The sequence below is a fragment of the Mycobacterium noviomagense genome (assembly GCF_010731635.1).
GTDB lineage: Bacteria > Actinomycetota > Actinomycetes > Mycobacteriales > Mycobacteriaceae > Mycobacterium > Mycobacterium noviomagense.
This window is the reverse complement of record NZ_AP022583.1, coordinates 3125237-3147350: the sequence shown is the minus strand read 5'-3', so window position 1 is coordinate 3147350 and position 22114 is coordinate 3125237. Positions and strand designations below refer to the sequence as shown.

Sequence of the window (22114 nt, the reverse complement as noted above, 5' to 3'; positions counted from 1 at the left end):
GTCAGCAACACGCTGAGTGGCCTGTGTCGACAGCCCGTCGTGCGGATCAGGCGGCCGAACCCGGATGTATCAGCTCGTCAAGGTTCGGCAGCGGCCGCTGGCAAATTTTGCAGGCCTGCTGCCGCGGCAGGCCCAACAACCGCAAGATGTCTTCGGTGACCTGGTCGGTGGCCTCGGCGTCGTCACGCTCGGGCTCATCGTGTAGCAGTTGGGCCAAGCCGAGTAGCGCTCCGCCCACCACAGCTACGGCCAGCTGCGGGTCGCTGACCCGGAATCGGCCGGCCTCCGTCGCGGCAGCGATGTCGCGCCTGGCACGTGGTGCCAACCCTCGGTCTGAGCTGATCAGCGCCAGCCCGCTGTTCAGCAGGACCCGGCTGATGTCCGGACGGCGCCGAATCAATCGACCGGTTAGCCGGTAGCTCAGCGCAAAGGTTTCGGCCGGGTCCTCCATGGCAGCAGTTACGGCGTCCAGCATCGCTCCGTGCGCGTCGAGAACCTCGTTGAGCGCGACCTGGAAAAGTTGTTCCTTGCTTTCAAAGTGGTTGTAGAACGACCCAACGCCGACGTCGGCTGCGTGGCTGATGTCCTGCACCGGTACGTTGAAGCGGCCCGCGGCAATGAAGTCCTGTGCCGCCTGGATCAATGCGGCGCGGGTGCGCTGCTTGCGCCGCTCGAGACGATTGGGCGGTCGGCCATCCTCCCCCACGTGGACCTCCTGCCCCAGCGGTTCCCGCCGACTATCGACAGGGTACATCACTTCTGAACTTCTCTTCAAAATCTCTTGACTGAAGTCTAATTCTTAAGTGAAGATGGCTTCAGTTAGGAGGAGCCGAGATGACACGTCATGTCGACGTCCCTAAGGCCCTGCACAGTGAGCAGGGCGCGCGAAGGGGCGAACACCCCGGACGGTCGCTCAACCCTGTCATCAAGGTCCACGACCTGGCATGGCTCAAGTTCGAGAAATCTAACCTTCAACGCGCCGAATCGTTCGCGCGCGCATTCGGGTTCACCACGGTCTCACGGACACTCGACGAGCTGCAGTTGCGCGGCAGCGATGCCGGCACACCGTGCGTGATCATTCGCCGTGCTGCGCAGTCGCGATTCGTAGGGGCGGCGTTCAAGGCGCAAGACGAAGCCGACGTGCTGCGGCTGGCCAACACGACAGGCGCGCCGACCCGGCGATTGCCCGACGCCGTTGGCGGAGTGGCGGTGGACCTCGTCGACCCCAGCGGAATTCCCGTCCATGTAGTCGCCGGCACGCATGACCTCAACGCGCTGCCCGGGCAGCGGGCCCACGCCTTCAACTTCGGGTATGAGCGGCAACGCACCAACGCGACCCAGCGCCCGCCGCGTGAGCCTGCACGCGTGCAGCGGCTCGGTCATGTCGTGGTGCAGACCAACAAGTACGTCGAGGCCGTCAACTGGTATCTCGACAACCTTGGAATGATTGTCAGCGACTTCCTGTACTTCCCGGGTCAGCGTGACCGTGGGCCGGCGATGAGCTTCATCCGCTGCGACCGCGGCATGACCCCGGCCGACCATCACAGTTTGGCGATAGCGTTGGGGCCGGCCAACCGCTATATGCACTCGGCGTATCAGGTTTGTGACGTCGATGCGCTGGCGGCCGGCGGCGAGTACCTGAAAGACCTTGGGTACCACCGGTCCTGGGGTGTCGGACGGCATATCCAAGGTAGCCAGATTTTCGACTACTGGCGCGACCCCGACGGTTTCCTGGTCGAACACTTCAGCGACGGTGACATGTTCGACTGCACGGTCGAGCCGGGCTGGGCGCCGTTCACCGCCTCCGGGCTGGCCCAATGGGGGCCTGCGGCAACCAAGGACTTCCTCGGCATGAGCCCCAAATTCCTTCCGCACGAAGCGCGCTCGATTATCGGGGCGCTACGCGAAAACAACGAATTCGATTTCCACCGCCTGATCGGCCTGATGAAAGCAGCACACTCATGACCATTTCGATCCTGCGCACCGCCGATGGCTGGTGGGTTCAAACCGCCAAGGGTGCGGCCAAGATCGACACCACCGCTGCCACGACGAGGGAGTTGCTCGCTGAGCACTCCGCCATCGAAGCCGCTGCCCATGGCAGCGACACCGTGCCCCTCGAAAGCCTAAAGCTGCTTTCCCCCGTCACCAGCCCGTGCCGCGTGGTCGCCCAGATGACCAACTTCGTCTCCCATGTCAAGGACGCCGGCATGGACCCGAAAACCATTCCCCTGACCTTCTTTCGCAAAGCCTCGGGCTCGATCGCCGGGCCATTCGACGACATTGTGAAGCCGGACCATGTCCAATTTCTCGACTACGAAGTGGAGATCGGCTTGGTGATAGGCCGCGATATTCCAGTGGGCACGACGATCACCGCTGCCAACCTCTCCGACTACATCGTCGGCCTCGTGGTTACCAACGACGTCTCGGCGCGCGACATCCAGCTTCCGCAAACCCAGTTCTACGAAGCCAAGTCCTATCCGACCTTTACCCCGGTCGGTCCCGCGCTGGTGCTGCTGGACCCCGACGAGCTCAAGCGATTCGGCAACTTGCGGCTTCGACTACGCGTCAACGGACAAATCCGTCAAGACATGATCGTCGACGGCGACATGATCTATACGCCCCTGCAGGCGTTGCAAGCATTGACCCGGTTCCAGCGGCTCGACGCCGGCGATCTGATTTTGACCGGTACCCCGGTCGGCACCGCGCTCAGCGCACCAGCGAAACCGCTTCAGATCATCGCCTCGCTGCTGCCGCCCGCGCTGAAATGGAAGACGTTTTTCAAACGGCAAACCGACAATCCCAAGTACTTACACGACGGCGACGTCGTCGAAGCAAGCAGCGCCACTGACGACGGCGCCATCGACCTCGGTGCCCAGCGCACCATTGTGCGATTCGTGCAATGAGCACAGACTCGGATTCCCCGGCGTACAAGCACGCCGAAGTATCGGTGCCGGTGGTCATCGTCGGAGCTGGCCCTACCGGCGTCACCGCCGCAACGTTGTTGGCCCAGTACGGTATTCATTGTCTTGTCCTGGAGCGCTGGGATGACGTCTATCCGCAACCCCGCGCTGTGCACCTCGACGACGAGGTCTGTCGTATCCTTTCCCGGCTGGGCGTCTATGACGAATTCGCCGCCATATCCCGTCCGGCGATGGGCCTTCGGCTACTGGATCCCCACCTTGGAGTGCTCGCCCAATTTCACCGTGATCCGACCGAAAGCATCCACGGATTCCCGCAAGCCAACATGTTTGACCAGCCGGACTTCGAGGCGCTGCTGCGCAGGAACCTGAAGAACTTTCCCGCCGCCGCCATCAGAGGCCACTCCGAAGTCACCGATATCAGTCAGACCGAGTCCGGGCGGGTGCGGGTGACCTACGCCGACCGCGCCACCGGCAAAGGACACATCATCGATGCTGCTTACGTTTTGGGCTGCGATGGTGCAAACAGCGTCGTGCGTTCCTCGATCGGAGCCGCAATGCAGGATCTGCGGTTCGAGCAACGCTGGCTGGTCGTCGATGTGGCCACCGACATGGACCTCAATCAATGGGACGGCGTGCACCAAGTATGCAGCCCAGTCCGTGCCGCAACGTACATGCGAATCGGAGCGACCCGCTACCGGTGGGAATTCCGGCTGCTCCCCGGCGAAACAGCCGACGACTACCGCAGCTGCGCCGCCCTTCGGCGCCTGATCTCACCATGGGTCGGCCACGTACCCGACGATGGGCTCGAGCTTGTCCGAGTGGCCGAGTACACCTTCCGGGCCCAACTGGCGAACCGATGGCGTGACCGCAATGTTTTTCTTCTCGGCGATGCAGCCCATCTGACACCGCCGTTCATCGGCCAAGGGATGGGCGCAGGACTTCGCGACGCAATGAACTTGGCCTGGAAGCTCGCGGGCGTACTCCAGGGAAATTTTCCCGAGAAGGTATTGGATACCTATGAGCAAGAGCGGAAACCACATGCACGCATGTTGATCGGCCTAGCCCTCGGGATGGGTTGGGCCATGACGGCGGGCGGGCGCACAGGGGACGCGATCCGTCGCACCGTTGTTCCGCGCCTGCACCTGATTCCCGGCATGCGGACGCGGTTGCTCAAAAGCCGGACGCCAGCCCTGCGCAGATCCGCGTTCGTCGTCAAGGGGCGGCGACCGCGGCAGTTGGCGGGGACGCTATGCCCCAACCCCCTGATGCCGGAGGGCAGTCGACTAGATGCCCTGCTGGGCACCGGTTTCGCAGTGATCATGACAGCACAGTTCACCGCGCAACAGCGCGAACAGCTGCACCAACGCGGCGCGGTTGCCCTCACCGTGGATGCCGCTAGCGAGTTGGGCCGCTGGTTGCGGCACGGGCGTGCAACCGCAGCGATGATCCGCCCCGATCGCACCGTGATGGAGGCCGGTCGCCGAGTGTCGAGCCTGTGCGACGCTGTGCCGCGGTTCACGCCGGCTGTCAACGCAGAAAGGACAGGCTCGTGCTAATTCGCAAGAACGACAGCAAAGTTCCCGAATATAACGTCGACATCTATAGTCCACAGGCCATCGCCGATCCATACCCGCACTACGCGCAGTTACGCCAGATCGGACCCGTGGTGTGGCTGCCACATCAGCGGGTGTACGCACTGCCGCGCTACACCGAGTGCAAGGCCGTGCTGCGTGACGACAAGACCTTTCTGTCGGGAACCGGGGTCGCGCTGAATCCGATCAGCAACCGCCTGTCCCGCGGTACGACGCTCAACAGCGATGGGGTCGAACACGATCAGCGACGAAAGCGCCTCGCGCACCGGATGCTGCCGCGCGCACTGCGGGCAATCAGCGGCAGCGTTGACGCCATGGCGGCGGCGGTAGTCGATGCCGCGCTCGACAAGGGCCAGATCGACGGCGTCGACGACCTCGCGGCCGCGCTACCGCTGGCCGTGGTGCCCGACCTCATTGGCTGGCCCCGAGATCAACGCGGTCACCTTATCGACTGGGGTGGAGCCACTTTCGACGTCCTCGGGCCGCTCAACGGGCAAGCGATCAAAGCGATGCCCGGCGCGTTACGAATGCTGCGCTTCGCCCGCCGCGTCGTACGCGACCGCAGCGTTCTCGCGGGCAGCATGGCACATGAGTTGATTGCCGCCGCCGACGAAGGCAACCTCTCGCACGACGAATGTCCGCCGCTGATGGTCGACTACCTTGCCCCATCGATCGACACCACCATGAGCGCCATCTCCAACGCGTTGTATTTGTTCGCGAGGTATCCCGACCAATGGCAGCTGCTCAAAGGTGAACCGACGCTCATGGCCAACGCCATCAACGAAGTCATCCGCTACGACCCACCGCTGCGTGCATTCGCACGCCGCGTGGGTCAGCCGACCCAAATTGCCGGAGCCCGGATAGCTTCCAGCGCGCGAGTCCTCGTGATGTACGCCTCAGCCAACCGCGACGAACGCGAGTGGGATGATCCTGACGTCTTCGATATCCGCCGTGACGCGGGCCGACACCTCGCCTTTGGGCACGGCGCCCACGCCTGCGCCGGTCAAGGCCTGGCGCGCTTGGAGATGACAGCCATGCTGGGCGCGCTCATCGAGAGGGTGGACCGCATCGAGCTCACCGGCCCGCCAACATGGGCAATCAACAACATCATCCACCGCCACGAACGCCTACCGCTCAAGCTGATCGCCGCATAGCGATCACCTCTTCGATTGGAGACCCATGCACGTCGCATTCACCGTCATATCTGCATTCTTGGCGCTGGAGATGGCCGTAGCTGGGGCATCAAAGCTACTGCAGCTCAATGCTGTTCGGGCCAGTGCGGAGCATCTCGGCGTGAGCGTCGGCCTCCACCGAATGATCGGAGCAGCCGAGATTGCTGCCACAGCAGACTTATTGGCTGCAATCGCGTTTCCCGCACTGTCGGTCGTGATCGGCGCCGCGGTGTGCGGTCTCATGTTGGGCGCTGTCGCTTACCACATCAAAGCGCAAGACACGGTCTTCGTCATGCTTCCCGCCGTGCTGACCGCCGCGGCTGCTGTCGCCGTGGTGGCGCTGGCCACCGCCGCACCGAATGGATCGGTGTCAACGGCCCTGTAAGTGGCGAACCGTCGTAGATGTCAACCTGATGGGCACCTGGAATACCTGCGCGGCCGTGCTCCCCCACCTCGTCGAGCGCGGCGGCAGCATCGTCAACATCAGCTCGTCGGCAGGCATCAAGGGCACGCCGCTGCACACGCCGTACACCGCGTCCAAGCACGGCATCGTGGGCATGAGCCTGGCGCTGGCCAATGAGCCTGCCGCGCAAAATGTTCGGGTCAGCACGGCCCACCCGACCGGTGTCGCAACGGGAATGAAGCCCGAGTCGATACATCGGCTACTCGCCGAAGAGCGGCCCGATTTGGTGCCGATCTTCCTCAACGCCCTGCCCGCAGTCATGGCGGAGCCGATGGACATCAGCAATGCGGTGCTGTTTTTGATCTCCGACGAATCGCGGTATGTGACCGGTCTGCAGTTCAAGGTCGATGCCGGCGTCACGATCCGCTAGCGGCCGAAAGGCAAACATGACAACAGCCGAAACAGAACGCGCGGAGCGCGGCAGACGCCACTTCGCTGAGGTGATGACGTTTCCGCCGCCCGACGATGCCGACCTGACCGACAATGGCCTCATCGATTATGTCTTCGGCGAGATATGGTCACGCCCCGGGCTCAGCCGGCGGGATCGGCGTTTTGTCACGCTGCCATGCGTCGCAGCTGCCGACGCCCAGGAGCCCTTGGACCAGCACGTGTACGCCGCGCTCAACAGCGGCATGTGACCATCGCCGAAATACACGAGACCGTCACTGGCGCGGGCCGACCGCTCGCAAGGTGATCCAGTCGGCAGCCGAGAACTTGACGCCCGTGGTTGCCGAGCTTGGCGGCAAATCGGCCAACATCGTGTTTTGACGATGCCGACCTCGATGTTGCGGCGCAGCGGGCAGCTTTCCAGGGCCCGCTCGTTCAGTCCGGGCAGAGCTGCGCGTGCGCCAGCCGCGTGCTCGTGCAGGAATCGGTCTACGACGCCTTCATGGAGAAGTTCGTCGCCGTGATCCGATCCGCCACCGTCGGTGACCCGTTCGATCCCGCTGTCAGGTTCGGGCCGGTAATCAGCCAGGGCGCCGCCGATCGCATTCTTGCCGCGATCGACGAAGCCGTCGCCCACAAAGCTGGAGAGTTGGTATGCCGCGGCAAGAGGATTGGCGGCGACCTCGCCGGCGGCTACTACATCGAACCGACGGTGTTCGGTCGTGCCGACAACCCGTCTGCGCTGGCCCAAACCGAAACCTTCGGACCGGCCGTCGCGGTGATGAGATTCGGTGACGAAACCGAAGCGGTGCGAATCGCCAACGACACCGTGTACGGCCTGAACGCCTTCGTTCAGACGCGCGATCTGGGCCGCGCCCACCGGGTCGCACGCCAACTGCAAGCCGGCTCGGTGTGGATCAACCAGCTCAGCGACATTTCACCGCAGGGACGGTACGGCGGCTACAAGCAAAGCGGGTTCGGCCGCATCGGCGGCCTGGAGGGGCTTTATGAGTTCTTGCAAGTCAAGAACATTCGGATCGGAATGAGTTAGGTGTGGCGTCAGACGGTTAGGAAGAGACTTCGTAGCGGTCGAGATAGCGCCCGATGAACTCGCGAACCTCGTCATGGCCGCGCTCGATGCCGAGGCTCTGCTCGAGCAGCATGATCCGGGCGAGGCTCGTCAGGATCATCGACATCACCACCGGCGGGAACTCCGTCATATCGACACCATGCGCGCGCATGGCATCGGTCAGCGCTGCGGCCTCCAAGCCCCCGTACCGCTCGGCATACGCGGCGATCTCACTGCGAATTGCCTTGCGATGATTGGCCAAAGCCATGAACTCGAGCATCAACTGGGCACCCTGCGTGCTGTTGAGCCGCCACAGCTCGTGCAGCGGCTTGTCGCCGGCCAATGCCTGGCGCTGACGCTCCAGCGTCGCCTCTGCCCCGGCCCGCAGCACGGCCACAAACAGGTCATCCATGCTCGGGAAGTAGTAGTGCACCAATGCCGGCCGCACACCCGCCTTGGCTGCCACCCGGCGCGACGTCGCGGCGGCGTAGCCCTCTTCGATGATGGTCTCGGCCGTCGCCCGGATCAGCGCGCGCCGGGTCTCCGAATCGCGGGAGCCAACTCTTGACCGACGGGCCGCTGGGCTGCTAGACATGTGGTCAGCATAGTAATTGGGCGATCGCCCAAACAAGTGGGAGGAAAAATGGCGGGCCGCGTTGAAGGCAAAGTCGCGTTCGTCACCGGCGCGGCGCGCGGTCAGGGACGCAGTCACGCAGTCCGGTTGGCGCAGGAGGGCGCCGACATCATTGCGGTCGACATCTGCCAGGCGTTCGACCGCTCTCCGGCACCCGGCTCGACGCCCGAAGACCTCGCCGAAACCGCCGAGATGGTCAAGAACCTGGACCGGCGCATCGTCACCGCACAAGTCGATGCCCGCGACTTCGACGCCCTGAAGCACGCTGTCGACGGTGGTGTCGAACAATTCGGCAAGTTCGACATCATCGTCGCCAACGCCGGCATCGGCACCATGGGCGACAAACTGCACAAGGTCGACGAAGCGTTGTGGCAGGAGATGATTGACGTCAACCTCGGCAGTGTGTGGAAGACCGTGAAGGCCGGTGTTCCGCATCTGCTGGCCGGTGGCCGGGGTGGTTCGGTGATCCTGACCAGCTCGGTCGCCGGCCTGAAGGCCTACCCCTACATGGGCCACTACAACGTCGCCAAACACGGTGTCGTCGGCCTGATGCGCACGTTCGCAGTCGAGTTGGGCCCGCACTTCATCCGGGTCAACTCGGTGCATCCCACGCATACGGCCACCCCGCTGCTGCTGAATGAGGGCACCTACCGCGGCTTTCGACCCGACCTGGATAACCCCGGCCCAGACGACCTCGCACCCGTCTGCCAGACCTTTCACATCCTGCCGATCCCGTGGGTACAGGCCGAGGACATCAGCAACGCCGTGCTGTTTCTGGCCTCTGACGAATCGCGCTACATCACCGGCGTCACGCTGCCTGTCGACGCCGGAAGCTGCCTGAAATAAACACGCAGACAGAGGAACCCGTTATGACGATTGCCAACGACACCGAGGTCTACTACGACCCCTACGACGTCGACATCGTCGCCAATCCGTACCCGGTCTATGCCCGGCTGCGCGAGGAAGCGCCGATCTACTACAACGAGCGCTACGACTTTTGGGCACTTTCCCGGCACTCCGACGTGGAAAAGGCTCTGGCGAACTGGGAGACGTTCTCCAACAGCCGCGGCGACATCCTCGAACTCATCCAATCGGATTTCGACATGCCGCCCGGCGTGATGATGTTCCAAGACCCGCCGATGCACACCATGTTGCGTGGGCTGATGTCGCGGGTGTTCACCCCGCGGCGGATGGCGGCAATCGAGGACCAGATCCGGCGCTACTGCGTGCGATGCCTGGATCCGCTGGTCGGCGCGGACAGTTTCGACATCATCGCCGAACTGGCCTCGATGATGCCGATGCGGGTGATCGGCATGCTGCTGGGTATACCCGAAGAGGAGCAGATCACTGTCCGCGATGCCAACGACGCCAACCTGCGCACCCGGCCCGGCGCGCCGATGAAAGTGGCCGACCCCGATGCGATTGCGGACGGCCGGATTTACGCCGACTACATCGACTGGCGGGCCAAGAACGCTTCCGACGACCTGATGACCGCGCTGCTCAACGTCGAGTTCGAAGACGAGCACGGAGTGACGCGCAAGCTGACGCGCGACGAAGTACTGCGCTACACCCAGGTCGTCGCCGGAGCCGGCAACGAGACGACCGGCCGGCTCATCGGTTGGTTGGCCAAGGTATTCGCCGAGCACCCCGACCAGCGCCGCGACGTTTACGAAGACCGGTCATTGCTGACGCGCGCCGTGGACGAGACGCTGCGCTTCGAGCCGACCGGTCCGCACGTCGCACGTTGGATGGCAAGGGATTTCGAGTGCTACGACACCACCGTGCCGGCCGGCAGCGCGATGCTGCTGCTGTTCGGCGCGGCGAACCGCGACCCGCGCCGGTTCAGCGAGCCCGACACGTTCAACATCCACCGCAACGAGGGCGCGCACCTGACATTCGGTAAGGGTTTGCACTACTGCCTGGGGGCCAACCTGGCGCGCCTGGAAGGCCGAGTCGCGCTCGACGAATTGCTCAACCGCTGGCCGGAATGGGACATCGACTACGAGGCCGCAAAGCTGGCACCGACCTCGACGGTCCGCGGGTGGGAGCGCCTGCGGATCGTACTGCCGTGACGCGTGTTAGCGCCGCGTGATGGTCGACCTACCAGCGCGGCGGAGCAGCCGCTGGCCCGATTCCGTTAACCTGGTTCGGACTTCGTCGACGTCTACATCCGCCAAGGCATGGTTTCGCTTGCGCCAAAGACCTGCGATCATCACGGCTTCGATGTCAGCGATGCTGGCGTGTAGCCCCGCGGCGAGCGGGTCGTGCACGGGCCAGAGATTGAGCGCACGGGTATCGATGGCGACTAGGTCGGCCTGCATGCCTGGCTCGAGTCGGCCGACAAGATCGGTGAGGCCCAACGCTTTTGCGCCCTCGACGGTCGCCCACGATAGCGCCTGCTTGCACGTGATGGACGGCGTTGTCGACATCATGCCGGTCGCCTGGCGATGGCGGTCGTGGTCGAGGCCGCGCCGGTGGGCCAGCGCGATCCGGGCGGCGGTGAGGATTTCGCCGGACACTGCGGTTTCGGTATCGGTGCCCAACGATGGTGCCGCGCCGAGGCGCAGCAGTTGTCCTGTGATGGGCGAACAATGGCCGTGGCCGAGCTCGTTTTCCGGTGTCGTGGTAAAGGTGGCGCCCGCTTCCACCAGAGCGCTCGCCCAATCGTCGGTTAGACCTGCGCCGTGCACAATGTTGGAATGCGGTCCGAACAGTCCGGCCGCGCGCACCGCTTCCCACGCAGCCGCCGGTTGTCCGCCGCTTTGATGCAAAGACGCGAGGAGACCCCGCTCGTGTGCTGCACCCAAATCGGCTACTGCCACACCGGATGTTGAGTATTGCGGGCCGGCGATGGCCATCCCGAGGGTTAGCAACTTGTGCGCCCGGATGGACCCGTCGAGCAGTCGGTCGATCTCGGCGAGCGGATGGCCGACATCAGGGTCCCGGTTGGGTGTGCCGTGGAAGAAGACGGCGCGAATGCCGGACTTCTGCAGGGCTTCTATCGCCGCGTCGCTGTGCTCGGGCGTGGGGTTGGTATGACACCAGTCACCGAGTGTCGTGGTGCCGCAGTTGATTTGGTTGAGCGCACCTGCGAGATTGCCGATGTAGATGTCGTCGGGAGTGTAGTGCTGGGCGACGATACCGTGCATCCTGTGCAGGTATTCCAGCAGGGTCCAGTCGGCGCCCGCGAGACGCAGGGCGCTCTGCCAGGTGTGCAGGTGTGCATTGATCAGGCCGGGAATGACGATTCGCCCCGACAAATCGACGGTTTCCGCATCGGTCCGGTCGATTTGCTTACCGATTTCGGCAATGCGGTCGCCCTCGATGACGATATCGATACTTTCGGCGTTGGGCCTGCCCGGGGACATGGTGACCACCTGCGCCCCATGCAGCAACGTGCGGATCATGGGCGAGCCGCCTCAGGCCGGGTCCGACGCGCCCCACGGCACAGTGCCTGCAATCCAGTGGGTGATTCGCTCTTCCTGATCATTGCGATACAGGTGCCGTGGCGGCTGCGCGAACGTCGCGTAGGGCCGACAACGAATGACCACGCGGTCCTCCTCCTCGGCCATCGCCTCGACGACCGGGCGGCCTTCATCAGGTAGTGGCTGGCCCGACATCCGTCCGGCGACTGCCATCATCACATCCACGACCCGGTCGCGGTCGCGCTCGATCACCGCGTCGGCGTACACCTGCAGGTAGGCAAAGGGCCAACGTTCGTCTAGTACGCACAAACTCACCTTGCCGTCCTGAGCGATGACCCGAGCCTTGCCGCGTCCTCCCATTGTGGACACCAGCAACTCGTCATCGTCGGTGGGAATGTAGTACACGACCGACATGGCGGGACCATCGTTTTTGCGGCGGTAGCCGAAAACGCACGTGCGATGTGTGCGGACGAATTCGCGCCGCTCCGAAGGGAGCATCTCGCGATCTGTCGGAGCCGTGAATGGCTCCGTCGCAAGCGGTAACAGCATGAGCAGGTCCTTTCTGTATCTCATTCGCGGCCGGCGTGGCGACGCCGGGTGCCCGACATAATGGATACAGCGTTGTCGAAATTGCGGCGGCTGTCAAGAGCGGCAATACTGGGGCCGTGACAACCGCGCGCCACCGTGTAATCCCGAAAGACATCGAGGCTCGGCGCTCCCCCGGGCGCCCACCGGTCCCGGTCGATCGGATTGTTGATATGGCGCTACAGATCGTGGATGAGGAAGGCGCTGACGCGTTGTCGATGAGAACGCTTGCGCAGCGGCTCGAATCGGGGACGGCCACGCTCTATCGCCACTTCGGCAACCGGAGGGAATTGATCGCCCGGGTCGTGGACCGCGTGTTCGGCGAGGTGGAATTCAGCGCCGAAGAGCTTGCCGCAAAAGGGTGGCAGCTGGCGTGCGACTCGTTCGCGCAGGGCATGTTCGAGATGTTTCGCCGCCACCGCAACGTGACGCCCCTGCTGAGCGAGCAGGCGCCGATCGGCCCTAACGCCATGGCACAGCGCGAACGATTGTTAGCGGTCCTGCTCGACAACGGGTTCACACCGCAGCTCGCGGCGCGCTCATATGCAACCCTGGCCCGCTATGTGTTGGGCTTCGCCATCCAGCTCGCTGGTCACGAATTCGACGATGCCAAACTGACCAACCACATTGACATGCTGGACCCGCAGGCGTTTCCCGCGACCCTGACCGTGGCCGGCCATCTCCCTGTGCCGTTGGACGAAGAATTCGCGTTGGGACTCGAACTGATAATTGACGGGCTCGCCAAGATGCGTCGCAGCACAAGGCGATAGCGCATGCCTCTTTCTCGTAGCGGGTCGGATGGGTGCCGACATCAGGCGGCGATCGCATTTAGCTCGGCAACGGTGTCGTTGTCGAGCTCGATATCTGCGACCGCCATGTTCTCCTCGAGGTGTCGCACCGACGAGGTGCCCGGGATCAACAGCACGTTGGGCGCCACGTTGAGCGTCCATGCCAGGGCGACTTGAGCCGGCATGCAGCCCAGCCGGGCGCCCGCCCTCTTCACCAGATCATGGCCGAGGACCGGATTGTCCGGCGAAAACGCCGATCCGAGTGGGAAGAACGGCACGAACGCAATACCGCGCGCGGTGCACTCCTGCAGCACCGGGCCGGAGGACCGGTCGACAAGGTTGAAAGCGTTTTGCACACAAGCGATGTCAGTGCGCTCCAAGGCGTGCAGCAGATGCTCACGGGTGACGTTGCTCAGCCCGATCCCGTCGATCAAGCCTTCGTCGCGAGCGGCGATCAGCACCGAAAGCTGGTCGTCGAGGCGCTGATCCGGGCCCTCGCTGTCCATCAGGCGCAGGTTCACGACGGTCAGCCGGTCGACTGCAAGGGTGCGAAGGTTCGCCTCGATGTCGCGGCGCAGGTCGGCCGGGTCGAGAACCGGCAGCCACGCGCCGGCGTCGTCACGGCGACCGCCCACCTTGCTCACCAGCGCCAGGTTCTCCGGATACGGACACAGCGCCTCGCGGATCAGTTCGTTGGCGACTTTCGGTCCATAGAACTGCGCGGTGTCGATGTGGTCGACGCCGAGCTGCACCGCGCGCCGCAGCACGGCCAGCGCCTCGTCATGGTCTCGCGGCGGCCCGAACACCCCCGGGCCCGGCAACTGCATCGCGCCGAAACCGATGCGGGCCACCGAATACCGACCAAGCAGAAAGGAATCCATGCAATGAGGCTAGCGTCGAGCCATGGACACATTTCAGGCGCTTATGGCACGCAAGGACGGCGACCAGATTAGGACAACGGTGGAGACACTCACCGCAGCCGAGTTGCCGCCCGGCGATGTGACGATCCGGGTGCTGTATTCCAGCGTCAACTACAAGGACGCATTGGCGCTGACACCCGGCGGCGGTGTGGTGCGCGAGTATCCCGTCGTGCCGGGCATCGATCTGACTGGCGAAGTCGTCGAGTCGCAATCACCCGATTTCGCGGTCGGCGACGCCGTTCTGGCTCACGGGTACCAGATCGGTACCGGCCACCACGGCGGTTACGCCGAATATGCTCGGCTGCCCGCCGACCAGTTGGTGCCGTTGGGCGCGCTGAGCCCGTACGACGGCGCCGCTATCGGGACCGCCGGGTTCACCGCCGCGATGAGCGTGCAGGCACTGCAAGATTGGGGTGTCGCGACCGACGCGGGTCCCGTTGTGGTGACCGGCGCGTCGGGCGGGGTGGGGTCGATCAGCGTGGATCTACTCGCAGCCGCCGGCTATCAGGTGGTGGCGTCGACGGGTAAGGATCATGCGGCTGAGCGGCTGAAAGAGCTTGGTGCAACAGAGGTTATCGGCCGGCTGCCCGCCGACCCCGACGCGAAGCCGAGGCCGCTGGCCAAGGCGCGCTGGGCGGCCGGCGTGGACTGCGTGGGCGGCGCGACGCTAGCGGACGTGCTGAGTGCGGTGCACTACCACGGCGCGGTGGCCTGTAGTGGGCTGACCGGTGGCGCGGCGCTACACACCACGGTGATGCCGTTCATACTGCGCGGTATCGCGCTGCTCGGCATCGACTCGGTGCAGCTACCGATCGGCCCGCGGCGAGAACTGTGGGCGCGTCTCGGCGATTCGTTGCGTCCGCGTCATCTCGCGGCGATCACCACCGACGTCGACGTCAAAGACGTGGTCGGTGTGCTCGACCAGCTACGAGCGGGGACATTCTCGGGCCGGGCAGTGGTGCGGGTGACCGGCGGTTTTTAATGCACCAGCTGTTGCATGCAACGAGCGTTTCATGGAACAGCTGACGCATGGGCACATCAACACAGCGGGCTGGCGAATACCGCCGTCGTATGCGTGACCGCAAATACCGGCCGGTTCAAGTCTGGGTGCCCGACGTTCGGTCGGAGCGGTTTGCTGCAGAGGCACACCGCGAATCGCTGGCGCTTGCCGAAGCAGACCGGCAAAGCGACGACATGGAGTTTGTCGAGGCGATCTCTGAACTAGCCGACGACGAGTGAACCGTGGCGAGCTCTGGACCGCCTCTGGTGGCGTCTACGCCGCCCAACCTCGCCCGGCGCTGATTGCCCAAGATGACCTTGTTCTCTGCAACGGAATCGGTTGTCGTCATCTCGCTGACCACCACCGTGGTGGACGCGCCGATAACGCGCGTCGCGATACCCCTGTCGACCGGAATTGCCCAGCCCAGCTTTGCCATGGTCGACAAGATCACGACAGTTCGCCGCTCGAATCTTGGTGCGCGGATCGGTCGCGTACCTACGACGGTTATGGCGGACATCGAACGCTCACTCATGGTGTTCCTCGGCTTGGCGTCTTGAGCGGAGTCCGAAAGATGATCCTTGCAGGTGCACAAAAGAGAAAGTAACGTCACTTTCACTTCTACTTTTCGCCCCGAGCCGGAGCCGTCCATGGAATCCTTCGTCCACTTGCGCAAAGGCCGCACCCCGCGACGTCTGCACGCCGACCTCGACGGCCTCAAGGACGACGAGCTCGGCCGCGGCGGGTTCACCGGCCGGACCGCCAACCTGTACCGCCGCCACGACCCCACCGCCTAACCGTCATCGTGTTCATGCACCCGATCGGCGGCGGCGCCTACCTGCCGATGATCAACGCGTTGGGCCGGGCCGGACATCACGTCATCTACTGCAACAGCCGGTTTCGGGGCACCGACTCGGCGCTGCTGATGGAAAAAGTGGTCGAGGACCTCGGCAAGTGCATCAAGGATGCCAAGAAACGGCTGGGCTACCAGAAGGTGGTGCTGGCCGGCTGGAGCGGCGGTGGCTCGCTCTCGCTGTTCTACCAGCAGCAGGCCCAGGACCCCACGGTGACCTGCAGCCCGTCCGGTGACGGGCCCGACCTCACCCAACTGGACCTGCCCGCGGCCGACGGCATCATGCTGCTGGCGGCTCACATCAGCCGCCACGGCACGCTGACCGAATGGCTGAATGCATCCATCCTCGACGAATCCGACCCGAGCAACCGCGATCCCGAGTTGGACCTCTACAACCCGGATAACCCGAACCAACCGCCTTACAGCGAAGAATTCCTGGCGCGCTACCGGCACGCCCAGATCGAGCGCAACCGCCGCATCACGGCATGGGTGAAAGACAAGCTGTCAGAGCTCAAGGCAGCCGGGCGCCCGGATGACGAATTCTGTTTCGTCGTGCACGGCACCATGGCCGACCCACGCTGGCTGGATCCGAGCGTCGATCCCAACGAACGCACCCCGGGAAGCTGTTATCTGGGCGATCCTCAAGTGGTGAACATGAGCCCGGTCGGGCTGGCCCGCTTCTGCACCCTGCGCAGCTGGCTTTCGCAGTGGAGCTACGACGACGCCCACGGCGACGGCATCACGTGCGGATGTGACATCGCCGTGCCCGCGCTGGTCATCGGCAACCTTGCCGACGACGCCTGCACACCCAGCCACACCTGCCGGCTCTTCGAGGCGATCGGCCATCCAAACAAGGAGATGCACGAAATCCCGGGCGCCACGCACTATTACGCGGGTCCGGACCAGCGTGACAAGCTGGGCCAGGCCGTCGACATCATCAGCGACTGGCTAGCTCGCCACGACTTCGCGGAGACCCAATGAACCCAGCCGGCGCGCTGGACGGCATCCGGGTGCTCGAGCTCGGCACGTTGATTGCGGGACCGTTCGCCGGCCGACTGCTCGGCGACATGGGCGCCGAGGTCATCAAGGTGGAACCACCGGGGGCGCCCGATCCGTTGCGCACCTGGGGGCAGGCCGAACTCGACGGGCACCACTTCTTCTGGACCGTGCACGCCCGCAACAAGAAAGCCGTGACGCTCGACCTACGCAAAGACCGCGGACGTGAGCTGTTTCTCGACCTCGTCGAAAAGTCCGACATCGTGGTGGAGAACTTTCGGCCCGGCACTTTGGAGAAGTGGAACCTCGGCTATCAGGTTCTATGCGAACGTAACCCGGGCATCATCCTGGTGCGAGTATCCGGCTACGGGCAGACCGGCCCCGAGGCGCACAAGGCCGGCTACGCCTCGGTGGCCGAGGCGGCCAGCGGGCTGCGTCACCTCAACGGATTTCCCGATGGACCACCGCCGCGGCTGGCGTTGTCACTGGGCGACAGCTTGGCCGGGATGTTCGGCGCGCAGGGTGCGCTGGCGGCACTGTACCGTCGCAGTGTCAGCGGTCGCGGTCAGGTCGTCGACGTGGCACTGACCGAATCCTGTTTGGCCATCCAGGAATCCACCATCCCTGACTACGACGTCGGCGGGGTGGTGCGCGGGCCGTCGGGCACCCGGCTCGAGGGCATCGCGCCGTCCAACATCTACCGTAGCGCCGACGGCACGTGGGTGGTGATCGCGGCCAACCAGGACACCGTGTTCGTTCGGTTGTGCCAGGCGATGGGGCGACCGGACCTGGCCACCGACGACCGGTTCGCCACGCACGGCGCCCGCGGCCGCAACCAGGACGAACTCGACAAGATCATCGGCGACTGGGCCGGGCAGCGTCACCCGAACGATATCATCGAAACACTCAGCGCAGCAGGCGTTATCGCCGGTCCTATCAACACCGTCGCCGAAGTGGTCGAGGATCCCCAGCTGCGAGCCCGCGGAATGATTGCCGATCACTGGGATGAACGGGTCGAGAGATCCGTTTTGGGCCCCGGCATCGTCCCGGTGCTCTCCGAGTCGCCGGGCAGCATCCGCAACGCCGGCCCGGCACGGCCGGGACACCACAACGACGACGTCTACGGGGGCCTGCTCGGCCGGACCACTGAGGAGCTCGAACAACTGCGTGCCGAGGGGGTGCTATGAACCCACATGTCACCATTCGGGAAGTCGCGCTGCGAGACGGGCTGCAGATCGAGGCGCCAATCCCGTTGTCCGCCAAGCTGCAGCTGCTGGACGCGATAGCCGCCACCGGGGCGCGCGAGATCGAAGCCTGCGCGTTCGTGTCTCCATCGAAGGTGCCGTCGATGGCCGACGCCGCGGAGTTGGCCGCCGAACTACACCGCTTTCCAGGCATCGAGTTCTCGGCTTTAGTGGCCAGTCCCAACGGCGCCAAACGCGCTATGGCGGCCGGACTAAACGCGATCCAATACGTCGTGGCGGCCTCGGATGCGTTCAGTCACGCCAACGTCGGGCGCAGCAGTGCCGACGCCACCGCACAGATCGGCGAGATCGTCACGATTGCTCATGACGCCGGCGCCACCGCAGAAGTCATCATCGCCACCGCGTGGGACTGTCCGTTCGAGGGACCCACTGCGCTGCAGCGGGTACTCGACATCGCCACCACCGCCTGTGAGCAGTGCGTGGACCGGATCTCGATCGCCGACACCATCGGCACCACCACGCCGGGGCGGGTCAGCTCGCTGATGGCCGCGCTGCGTCCGCGGATCGGGACCACGCCGCTGGGCGGCCATTTCCACAACACTCGCGGTGCCGGGTTGGCGTGCGCCTACGCGGCCGTCGCAGCGGGTATCACCCGGCTGGATTCCTCGGTCGGCGGGCTGGGCGGTTGCCCGTTCGCGCCGGGCGCCACGGGCAATATCGCGACCGAGGACCTGGTCTATTTGCTCACCGATAGTGGTATCGATGTCGACATCGACCTGCACGCCGCCATCGCCGCAGCTGACGTTGCCAGATCACTTGTGGGCCACGACCTCCCCGGCGCACTGCTTCACGCCGGCGACCGGAAGCGGCAGTGATGGCCAGCGAGGCGCTGAGTTCCAAAGGTCGCCAAACTCGACAGGCGATCGAGCATGCGGCGCGCAAGCTATTCGCAGAGCGCGGCTTCCACGGAACGACGCTCGCCGACATCACGTCGGCAGCCGGAAAGTCTCCGGCGGTGTTCTACCGCTACTTCACCGACAAACAGGATCTGCTGGCCGCGCTAGCCGAGTCCTTTCTCCACGACGTGTTGGCGCCCGCACGGCTCTCGGTGCGCCTTCCCGACTCCCCGGACGACGCCGAATTTTTCACTTCGGTGGTCACCGGGTACTGGAACATATTCAAACAGAACATCGGCATCATGGTGGCCGTCGCCCAATTGGGCGCCACCCAGCAACGGTTCGCCGTGTTGCAGAACGAGTTCCGACGCTTCGGCATGGACATCGTCGCGGCGTCTGTGCGACGAGCACAACAACACGGCTACGGCAGCGAACTTCATCCGGACCACATCGCTGCCGCCATCGCGCTGCTGTTCGAGAACTTCACCGCGGTCGTCGTGGGCCCATCCGCCCTGGGCCTCCGAATCAGCGACGAAGAGGCCATCGCCACGCTGTCGACCATATGGAAAAAGACCCTCTACGGCGCCTGAGGAGGCCAGAAGTGGATTTCACGCTGCCCGAACATCTTCCGCGGCTGCTAGCCGACATCGATGCTTTCATCGAAGCCGAGATCGCTCCGCTGCAGGCCGAGCACATGCAGTACTTCGACCACCGGCGGGAGTTTGCCCGCACCGACTTCGACAACGGCGGCATTCCACGTCGAGCGTGGGAGGACCTTCTCGACGAGATGCGCCGGCGCGCCGACAAGGCCGGTTGGCTGCGCTACGCATTACCGTCCTCGCTGGGCGGCCGGGACGGCACCAACCTCGACATGGCCGTCATCCGGGAACACTTGGCGCACAAGGGCCTCGGCTTGCACAACGACTTGCAGAACGAATCGTCGATCGTCGGCAATTTCCCGCAAGTGATCATGATCGAGCGGTTCGGCACCGACGAGCAACGCCGCGAATGGTCCGAGGCGCTGATCACCGGGGAACGCTCGATGGCGTTCGGGCTCACCGAGCCGCAGCACGGTTCAGATGCCACCTGGCTGGAAACCCGGGCCGAGCGCGATGGCGACAGCTGGGTGATCAACGGCGCCAAACGCTGGAACACCGGCGTGCACCGCGCCACGCACGACCTGATCTTCGCCCGCACTTCCGGTGAGCCCGGACAGGCAACGGGCATCACCGCGTTCCTCGTGCCCACCAACACACCGGGTTTCACCGTGCCGTTCTACTGGTGGACATTCAACATGCCCAGCGATCATGGCGAAGTCGAACTCAGAGACGTCAGGATTCCCGCCGATGCTGTGCTCGGTGAGGTCGACCGCGGGTTGGACGTGGCACAGACGTTTTTGCACGAGAACCGGATTCGGCAGGCGGCCAGTAGCCTGGGTGCAGCACAATACTGCATCGACCGCGCCGCGGACTACGCCGGCAGGCGAACAGTGTTCGGCAAGCCGCTGTCGGTCCATCAGGCCGTGCAGTGGCCGCTGGCCGAACTGCACACTGAAGCCCAGATGGTGCGGCTGCTGGTGTACTACGCGGCCTGGCACTTAGACCGCGACCACCACCTGGAGGTGTCGGACAAGGTGTCGATGGCCAACTACCGCGCCAACCGGTTGTGCTGCGACGCCGCGGACCGCGCCATGCAGATCTTCGGTGGCCTCGGCTACAGCCGCCATGAGCCGTTCGAACACATCTACCGCCACCACCGCCGCTACCGGATCACCGAAGGTTCCGAGGAAATCCAGATCCGCCGAGTGGCGCAGCGGTTATTCAAGTTTGACAAGGCGCGTCGGTGACCACTGCGGAGCGGCTACAGGCCGCCCTGCCGGCTGTGCTGCGCCCTCTGCTCGGCGCTGACGTGGCGATCGAGAACTTGCGTGCACTGACCGGTGGCGCCAGCCGGAGCACTTGGGCTTTCGACGCCGTCACCCCTGCCGAACGCCGCTCGCTGATTTTGCGCACCGGGGCGACCGACGACGTGCATGCCGGCATGGAGCGCGAAGCGCGAGCCCAGGCGGCCGCGGCAGCGGACGGAGCTCCCGTCCCGCGAATCCTCGCTGCCACGGATTCACCCGCGGCGCTGGGCAATCCGTTCTTGATCTGCGAGGAGGTCAAGGGCGAGACGATTGTGCGGCGCATCGATCGTCAGCTCGACGATGCTGGCCGGGCCCGGCTGCTGCGCCAATGCGCCCACGCGCTGGCCGCCATCCACCGAGCCCACCCGAGCGATGCGGACCTCGATCAGCAAGACCAGCTCACGGAATGGCGGGCCCGGCTCGACGCGATGGCCGATACCACCGCGACATTCGAATGGGCATTTCGCTGGCTGGCCGCCCACCGGCCACCGCTGTCGCCTGCCCGCCTGGTGCATGGCGACTTCCGGATGGGCAACCTTATCGTCGACGGTTCCGACCTTGCGGCCGTTTTGGATTGGGAGCTAGTGCACATCGGCGAGGTGTACGAGGACCTGGCCTGGTTTTGTATCCGCGCCTGGCGGTTCGGCGCACCGGCAAGCCGCGGGGCCGGCGGGCTGGGCAGCATCGAAAGCTTCCTTTCGGCTTACGAAGAGGCCAGCGGCATGCCCGTCGACCGCGGACGTTTTCACTGGTGGCTAGTGTTGGCCACACTGCGCTGGGGAGTCATCTGCCGATACCAGGCACATCGTCACCTGAGCGGTCAAGTCCGCTCAGTAGAGCTGGCCACAATCGGCCGCCGGGTCTGCGAGACCGAGTGGGATCTGCTCGAACTGCTCGACCCCAGCGGCGCCGCCGATGCCCATCCCCCAGCGGCTGCCCGCGGATCGATACCGGCCCCGAACACCCTGTACGGCCGCCCCACAGCAGCCGAGCTGGTCGCCGCGGTCGCCGAGTTTCTCGAAACCGATGTCCGGCAAGCCACCACGGGGCAGGTCAACTTCCACGCCAGGGTCGCGACGAACGCACTGCGCATCGTCGAACGCCAATTACTTGTCACCGACGACTCTCCGCGAGCGACGATAGCGCAACTCGGCTTCGCCGATGAAGCCGAGTTGGCCACAGCCATCCGGGCCGGTGAGCTCGAGGAAAAGCCCCAGGCCGTGCTGTCGTGTCTGCGGACCATGGTACGGCATCGGTTAGCAGTCGCCCATCCTGGATACGACCAGCCTGACGAGAAGGGATAGG

Annotated in this window: 21 protein-coding genes and 5 pseudogenes; 21 read left to right on the top strand and 5 right to left on the bottom strand. The window is 64.6% G+C overall.

Annotated features, from left to right (window positions below; genetic code table 11):
- Positions 1 to 46: 46 nt before the first annotated feature.
- Positions 47 to 706, bottom strand: a complete 660-nt coding sequence (locus tag G6N15_RS14795) for a TetR/AcrR family transcriptional regulator (RefSeq protein WP_372506534.1) — start codon at positions 704 to 706, stop codon at positions 47 to 49.
- Between the two features lie 128 nt (positions 707 to 834).
- On the opposite strand from G6N15_RS14795, the gene G6N15_RS14790 reads away from it, so the two are divergent.
- From G6N15_RS14790 to G6N15_RS14755, 8 genes and pseudogenes are all read left to right on the top strand, one after another.
- Positions 835 to 1965 carry a VOC family protein gene (locus G6N15_RS14790; protein WP_083086103.1) on the top strand — a complete coding sequence of 377 codons (1131 nt, stop codon included), beginning with the start codon at positions 835 to 837 and terminating at the stop codon, positions 1963 to 1965.
- Positions 1962 to 2903: a fumarylacetoacetate hydrolase family protein gene (locus G6N15_RS14785; protein ID WP_083086105.1), complete on the top strand. Its 942-nt coding sequence runs from the start codon at positions 1962 to 1964 to the stop codon at positions 2901 to 2903. Before G6N15_RS14790 ends, G6N15_RS14785 begins: the two co-directional genes overlap by 4 nt.
- A complete protein-coding gene (gene mhpA / locus G6N15_RS14780; RefSeq protein WP_083086107.1) occupies positions 2900 to 4477 on the top strand; it encodes a bifunctional 3-(3-hydroxy-phenyl)propionate/3-hydroxycinnamic acid hydroxylase MhpA in 1578 nt (525 codons plus the stop codon). Before G6N15_RS14785 ends, mhpA begins: the two co-directional genes overlap by 4 nt.
- Complete coding sequence (locus G6N15_RS14775) at positions 4477 to 5667, top strand: cytochrome P450 (RefSeq protein ID WP_083086399.1); 1191 nt, start codon at positions 4477 to 4479, stop codon at positions 5665 to 5667. The genes mhpA and G6N15_RS14775 overlap by 1 nt, the downstream gene beginning before the upstream one ends.
- Positions 5668 to 5692: 25 nt before the next feature.
- Positions 5693 to 6070 carry a DoxX family protein gene (locus G6N15_RS14770; protein ID WP_083086110.1) on the top strand — a complete coding sequence of 126 codons (378 nt, stop codon included), beginning with the start codon at positions 5693 to 5695 and terminating at the stop codon, positions 6068 to 6070.
- Positions 6069 to 6518: pseudogene (locus G6N15_RS14765) on the top strand (SDR family oxidoreductase); the annotation flags it as partial. The gene G6N15_RS14770 and the pseudogene G6N15_RS14765, both read left to right, overlap by 2 nt.
- A 16-nt stretch (positions 6519 to 6534) precedes the next feature.
- A pseudogene (locus tag G6N15_RS14760) lies at positions 6535 to 6780 on the top strand (carboxymuconolactone decarboxylase family protein); the annotation flags it as partial.
- A gap of 40 nt (positions 6781 to 6820) precedes the next feature.
- Positions 6821 to 7586, top strand: a pseudogene (locus tag G6N15_RS14755) (aldehyde dehydrogenase family protein); the annotation flags it as partial.
- A 16-nt stretch (positions 7587 to 7602) separates the two neighbouring features.
- Here G6N15_RS14755 and G6N15_RS14750 read toward each other — a convergent pair.
- Positions 7603 to 8199, bottom strand: coding sequence for a TetR/AcrR family transcriptional regulator (locus G6N15_RS14750; RefSeq protein ID WP_179961750.1), 597 nt, complete (start codon positions 8197 to 8199; stop codon positions 7603 to 7605).
- Between the two features lie 48 nt (positions 8200 to 8247).
- Here G6N15_RS14750 and G6N15_RS14745 point away from each other — a divergent pair, with 48 nt between their 5' ends.
- Together G6N15_RS14745 and G6N15_RS14740 are read left to right on the top strand one after the other, a co-directional pair.
- A complete protein-coding gene (locus G6N15_RS14745; protein ID WP_083086112.1) occupies positions 8248 to 9084 on the top strand; it encodes a mycofactocin-coupled SDR family oxidoreductase in 837 nt (278 codons plus the stop codon).
- A gap of 23 nt (positions 9085 to 9107) precedes the next feature.
- Positions 9108 to 10310 (top strand): cytochrome P450, encoded by a 1203-nt coding sequence (locus tag G6N15_RS14740; protein ID WP_083086114.1) that lies wholly within the window; start codon positions 9108 to 9110, stop codon positions 10308 to 10310.
- Positions 10311 to 10316: 6 nt separating this feature from the next.
- Here G6N15_RS14740 and G6N15_RS14735 read toward each other — a convergent pair whose 3' ends face one another.
- Together G6N15_RS14735 and G6N15_RS14730 are read right to left on the bottom strand one after the other, a co-directional pair.
- The gene (locus G6N15_RS14735; RefSeq protein WP_083086115.1) at positions 10317 to 11645 is read right to left on the bottom strand and encodes an amidohydrolase family protein; all 1329 of its coding nucleotides are present in this window, start codon (positions 11643 to 11645) and stop codon (positions 10317 to 10319) included.
- 12 nt (positions 11646 to 11657) lie between these two features.
- Positions 11658 to 12212: a pyridoxamine 5'-phosphate oxidase family protein gene (locus G6N15_RS14730; protein WP_083086405.1), complete on the bottom strand. Its 555-nt coding sequence runs from the start codon at positions 12210 to 12212 to the stop codon at positions 11658 to 11660.
- A gap of 209 nt (positions 12213 to 12421) precedes the next feature.
- On the opposite strand from G6N15_RS14730, the gene G6N15_RS14725 reads away from it, so the two are divergent.
- The gene (locus G6N15_RS14725; RefSeq protein ID WP_083086117.1) at positions 12422 to 13018 is read left to right on the top strand and encodes a TetR/AcrR family transcriptional regulator; all 597 of its coding nucleotides are present in this window, start codon (positions 12422 to 12424) and stop codon (positions 13016 to 13018) included.
- 41 nt (positions 13019 to 13059) lie between these two features.
- On the opposite strand, the gene G6N15_RS14720 is transcribed toward G6N15_RS14725, so the two are convergent.
- On the bottom strand, positions 13060 to 13917 hold the full coding sequence (locus tag G6N15_RS14720; protein ID WP_083086120.1) for an oxidoreductase: 858 nt from the start codon (positions 13915 to 13917) through the stop codon (positions 13060 to 13062).
- Positions 13918 to 13939: 22 nt separating this feature from the next.
- On the opposite strand from G6N15_RS14720, the gene G6N15_RS14715 reads away from it, so the two are divergent.
- The 10 genes and pseudogenes from G6N15_RS14715 (at position 13940) to G6N15_RS14670 (ending at position 22113) form a co-directional block, all read left to right on the top strand.
- The gene (locus G6N15_RS14715) at positions 13940 to 14938 is read left to right on the top strand and encodes an acrylyl-CoA reductase family protein (protein ID WP_083086122.1); all 999 of its coding nucleotides are present in this window, start codon (positions 13940 to 13942) and stop codon (positions 14936 to 14938) included.
- Positions 14939 to 14985: 47 nt separating this feature from the next.
- Positions 14986 to 15195, top strand: a complete 210-nt coding sequence (locus tag G6N15_RS14710; protein WP_083086125.1) for an antitoxin MazE-like protein — start codon at positions 14986 to 14988, stop codon at positions 15193 to 15195.
- A gap of 72 nt (positions 15196 to 15267) precedes the next feature.
- A complete protein-coding gene (locus tag G6N15_RS14705; RefSeq protein WP_232070240.1) occupies positions 15268 to 15513 on the top strand; it encodes a type II toxin-antitoxin system PemK/MazF family toxin in 246 nt (81 codons plus the stop codon).
- Positions 15514 to 15603: 90 nt separating this feature from the next.
- Positions 15604 to 15747 (top strand): annotated as a pseudogene (locus tag G6N15_RS14700) (homogentisate 1,2-dioxygenase); the annotation flags it as partial.
- Positions 15748 to 15749: 2 nt separating this feature from the next.
- Positions 15750 to 16787: pseudogene (locus tag G6N15_RS14695) on the top strand (alpha/beta fold hydrolase); the annotation flags it as partial.
- A complete protein-coding gene (locus tag G6N15_RS14690) occupies positions 16784 to 17989 on the top strand; it encodes a CaiB/BaiF CoA transferase family protein (protein ID WP_083086128.1) in 1206 nt (401 codons plus the stop codon). The pseudogene G6N15_RS14695 and the gene G6N15_RS14690, both read left to right, overlap by 4 nt.
- Positions 17986 to 18882, top strand: a complete 897-nt coding sequence (locus G6N15_RS14685; protein WP_083086131.1) for a hydroxymethylglutaryl-CoA lyase — start codon at positions 17986 to 17988, stop codon at positions 18880 to 18882. Before G6N15_RS14690 ends, G6N15_RS14685 begins: the two co-directional genes overlap by 4 nt.
- The gene (locus tag G6N15_RS14680; protein WP_083086134.1) at positions 18882 to 19493 is read left to right on the top strand and encodes a TetR/AcrR family transcriptional regulator; all 612 of its coding nucleotides are present in this window, start codon (positions 18882 to 18884) and stop codon (positions 19491 to 19493) included. Before G6N15_RS14685 ends, G6N15_RS14680 begins: the two co-directional genes overlap by 1 nt.
- 11 nt (positions 19494 to 19504) lie before the next feature.
- On the top strand, positions 19505 to 20749 hold the full coding sequence (locus G6N15_RS14675; protein WP_083086137.1) for an acyl-CoA dehydrogenase family protein: 1245 nt from the start codon (positions 19505 to 19507) through the stop codon (positions 20747 to 20749).
- Complete coding sequence (locus G6N15_RS14670) at positions 20746 to 22113, top strand: phosphotransferase family protein (RefSeq protein ID WP_083086139.1); 1368 nt, start codon at positions 20746 to 20748, stop codon at positions 22111 to 22113. Before G6N15_RS14675 ends, G6N15_RS14670 begins: the two co-directional genes overlap by 4 nt.
- Position 22114 lies beyond the last annotated feature (1 nt).

Coding starts and splice junctions, on each gene's coding strand:
- G6N15_RS14790 (WP_083086103.1), top strand. CDS start 835: ATGACACGTCATGTCGACGTCCCTAAGGCCCTGCACAGTGAGCAGGGC.
- G6N15_RS14785 (WP_083086105.1), top strand. CDS start 1,962: ATGACCATTTCGATCCTGCGCACCGCCGATGGCTGGTGGGTTCAAACC.
- mhpA (WP_083086107.1), top strand. CDS start 2,900: ATGAGCACAGACTCGGATTCCCCGGCGTACAAGCACGCCGAAGTATCG.
- G6N15_RS14770 (WP_083086110.1), top strand. CDS start 5,693: ATGCACGTCGCATTCACCGTCATATCTGCATTCTTGGCGCTGGAGATG.
- G6N15_RS14750 (WP_179961750.1), bottom strand. CDS start 8,199: ATGTCTAGCAGCCCAGCGGCCCGTCGGTCAAGAGTTGGCTCCCGCGAT.
- G6N15_RS14745 (WP_083086112.1), top strand. CDS start 8,248: ATGGCGGGCCGCGTTGAAGGCAAAGTCGCGTTCGTCACCGGCGCGGCG.
- G6N15_RS14740 (WP_083086114.1), top strand. CDS start 9,108: ATGACGATTGCCAACGACACCGAGGTCTACTACGACCCCTACGACGTC.
- G6N15_RS14735 (WP_083086115.1), bottom strand. CDS start 11,645: ATGATCCGCACGTTGCTGCATGGGGCGCAGGTGGTCACCATGTCCCCG.
- G6N15_RS14730 (WP_083086405.1), bottom strand. CDS start 12,212: ATGCTGTTACCGCTTGCGACGGAGCCATTCACGGCTCCGACAGATCGC.
- G6N15_RS14725 (WP_083086117.1), top strand. CDS start 12,422: ATGGCGCTACAGATCGTGGATGAGGAAGGCGCTGACGCGTTGTCGATG.
- G6N15_RS14720 (WP_083086120.1), bottom strand. CDS start 13,917: ATGGATTCCTTTCTGCTTGGTCGGTATTCGGTGGCCCGCATCGGTTTC.
- G6N15_RS14715 (WP_083086122.1), top strand. CDS start 13,940: ATGGACACATTTCAGGCGCTTATGGCACGCAAGGACGGCGACCAGATT.
- G6N15_RS14710 (WP_083086125.1), top strand. CDS start 14,986: ATGGGCACATCAACACAGCGGGCTGGCGAATACCGCCGTCGTATGCGT.
- G6N15_RS14705 (WP_232070240.1), top strand. CDS start 15,268: ATGACCTTGTTCTCTGCAACGGAATCGGTTGTCGTCATCTCGCTGACC.
- G6N15_RS14690 (WP_083086128.1), top strand. CDS start 16,784: ATGAACCCAGCCGGCGCGCTGGACGGCATCCGGGTGCTCGAGCTCGGC.
- G6N15_RS14685 (WP_083086131.1), top strand. CDS start 17,986: ATGAACCCACATGTCACCATTCGGGAAGTCGCGCTGCGAGACGGGCTG.
- G6N15_RS14680 (WP_083086134.1), top strand. CDS start 18,882: ATGGCCAGCGAGGCGCTGAGTTCCAAAGGTCGCCAAACTCGACAGGCG.